We start from the raw sequence: 2,764 nt of genomic DNA, 5'->3' as shown, positions 1-2,764 counted from the left end.
AAGCCGGGCGGATGGGGAAACACCTGCACCTGTTCCGGGCGCACCGTCAGCCGCACCTGACCTTGGAGTGGCGCGGCGCTTTTCAAGAGGATCCCGTTGTTGAGGCGAAGCTGGTGACCCTCCGCCTGCGCATCGAAAAAATTGACCCCGCCAAAAAAGCGGGCAATGCGCTCGGAGCGCGGCTGCTGATAGAACTCCACAGGGGATCCCACCTGGTGTAGCTGCCCCTCAAACATCAGGCCGATGCGTTGGGCCATGGCTGTGGCTTCTGCTTGATCGTGGGTAACCAGCACCGTCGTCACCCCTGTTTCCGCCTGCAGCTCCAGGATGAGGGCCTGCATCTCTTGGCGCAGGTTGGCATCCAGGGCCGATAAAGGTTCATCCAACAGCAGCACCTTGGGCCGAATCACCAAAGCCCGCGCCAGGGCCACCCGCTGCGCTTGTCCGCCAGAAAGCTGACTGGGCCGACGCTGAGCCAATCCGGGCAATTGCACCCGCTCCAGCATGCGCAAGGCGGCAGCCTCCCGCTCTGTCCGGGGAATGCCCCGCATTTTCAGGCCAAAAGCGACATTCTCCCCCACGCTCAGGTGGGGAAACAGGCGGCTGTGTTGGGACAGCAAAGTCACGCCGCGCCGTTCCGGCGGCAGAGGGTTGAGGGGGATCCCGTCCAGCCAGATTTCCCCCGGATAGGGCAAGGGATCCGGCTCCAGCAGGCCGGCGATGAGATTGAGGGTGGTGGACTTGCCGCAGCCCGACGGCCCCAGCAGGGCGAAGATCTCCCCTGCCTCCACGCTCAAAGACAAATCCCTGAGGACAGGGATCCCTCGCTTGTGGAAGCGCTTGCTGAGGTGGCGGAGAACAAGGTGGCCCATGCTTGAGTTACCGGTCAACCTCCCAAGGAGCTCTCAAGCTCTCCCAAATTAGAACACCCAAATTAGAACAGAAAATACCGCTGCGCCATGGGCAGCACCTCTGCCGGCTCGCAGGTGAGCAATTCTCCATCGGCCCGCACTTCATAGGTCTCCGGGTTCACCTCAATGCGGGGAGTGGCGGTGTTAAGTTTCAAATCCGCTTTGCCGATCTCGCGGCAGTTTTTGACCGCTACGGCCCGGCGCTGGATCCCCAGTTTTTCCGGGATCCCCAAGTCTAGAGCAGCCTGGGAGACAAAGAGCAGGCTGGTCTCGGTCAGGGCGCGGCCAAAGCTGCCGAACATGGGGCGGGGGTACACCGGCTGCGGGGTTGGAATGGAAGCATTGGGATCCCCCATTTGGGCGTAGGCAATCAGGCCCCCCTTCAGGACAATTTCCGGCTTAACCCCAAAAAAGGCCGGCTTCCACAGACACAGATCCGCCAGTTTTCCCACCTCCACCGACCCGATGACGTGGCTGAGTCCTTGGGCGATGGCGGGGCAGATGGTGTACTTGGCTACGTAACGCTTGGCCCGGAAGTTGTCGTTGCGGCTGCTGTCCTGCGGCAGAGGCCCCCGCTGCACCTTCATCTTGTGAGCCGTCTGCCAAGTGCGGATGATTACCTCCCCCACCCGGCCCATGGCCTGCGAGTCGGAAGAGATGATGCTGAACACCCCCATGTCATGCAAGATGTCTTCGGCGGCAATGGTTTGGGGGCGAATGCGGCTTTCGGCAAAAGCAATATCCTCCGGCACATTCTTGCTCAGGTGGTGACACACCATCAGCATGTCCAGATGTTCTTCGATGGTGTTGCGGGTAAAGGGGCGGGTGGGATTGGTGGAGCTGGGCAGCACGTTGGGCTCGGAGGCAATGCGGATGATGTCGGGGGCATGCCCACCCCCAGCCCCTTCGGTGTGGAAGGTGTGAATGGTGCGGCCATTGATGGCGGCGATGGTATCTTCCACAAAAGCCGATTCATTTAAAGTATCGGTGTGGATGAGGGTTTGGATGTCGTACTCATCCGAGACTTGCAAACAGCTGTCGATCACCGCCGGCGTGGATCCCCAATCTTCGTGGATCTTGAGGCCGCAGGCCCCCGCTTCCACCTGTTCCCGCAAAGCTGCGGGAAAAGCCGCGTTTCCCTTGCCAAAGAAGCCCAAATTGACGGGGAACCCCTCCGCCGCCTGCAACATCTTGCCCAAGTTCCAAGCTCCAGGGGTGCAGGTGGTGGCGTTGCTGCCTGTGGCCGGCCCAGTTCCGCCCCCCAAAAGGGTGGTCACTCCCGAGGCGATGGCAAACTCGCACAGCTGCGGACAGATGAAATGCACATGGGCATCGATCCCGCCCGCTGTCAGGATCAGGTTTTCCCCGGCAATCACCTCGGTGCTGGGGCCAACCACCATGCCCGGCGTCACCCCCGCTTGGATGTTGGGGTTGCCGGCTTTGCCAATGCCGACAATGTAGCCATCGCGAATGCCCACATCCGCCTTGACAATGCCCCACCAGTCCAGGATCAGGGCGTTGGTGATCACCAGATCCAAGGCCCCGTTGGCGCGGGTGGCCGTCGGCGATTGCCCCATGCCATCGCGGATGGTTTTGCCGCCCCCAAACTTAATCTCCTCGCCGTAGGTGGTGAAATCCTCCTCCACCTCGATGATCAGTTCGGTATCCGCCAGGCGCACCCGATCCCCTACGGTGGGGCCGTAGTTGCTGACGTATTGGCGACGGGGAATCTCTAGGGTCATAGGGTGGTATCTGCAAAAGGGCTGCCAGGGTTTTACCACACATCCCCACCCAGGGGATCCCTTGCTGCTTGTTGTCTGGTTTCAACCCTTCATTAGAACCCATTGGGTCGA

The 2,764-nt window shown here is 61.0% G+C and carries 2 protein-coding genes; both read right to left on the bottom strand.

All coding sequences use genetic code 11. The features are described 5' to 3' along the window. Positions 1–872: ABC transporter ATP-binding protein (locus NW820_RS11685; protein ID WP_414407568.1), on the bottom strand; the 872-nt coding region annotated here is incomplete at its 3' end. A gap of 62 nt (positions 873–934) precedes the next feature. Continuing rightward, entirely contained in the window at positions 935–2,653 is a 1,719-nt protein-coding gene (gene ureC, locus NW820_RS11680) for an urease subunit alpha (protein ID WP_414344620.1), read from the bottom strand. Positions 2,654–2,764 lie beyond the last annotated feature (111 nt).

Source organism: Synechococcus sp. R55.7 (assembly GCF_047461955.1).
Classification (GTDB): domain Bacteria; phylum Cyanobacteriota; class Cyanobacteriia; order Thermostichales; family Thermostichaceae; genus Thermostichus.
This window is presented reverse-complemented; position numbering and strand designations above follow the sequence as displayed.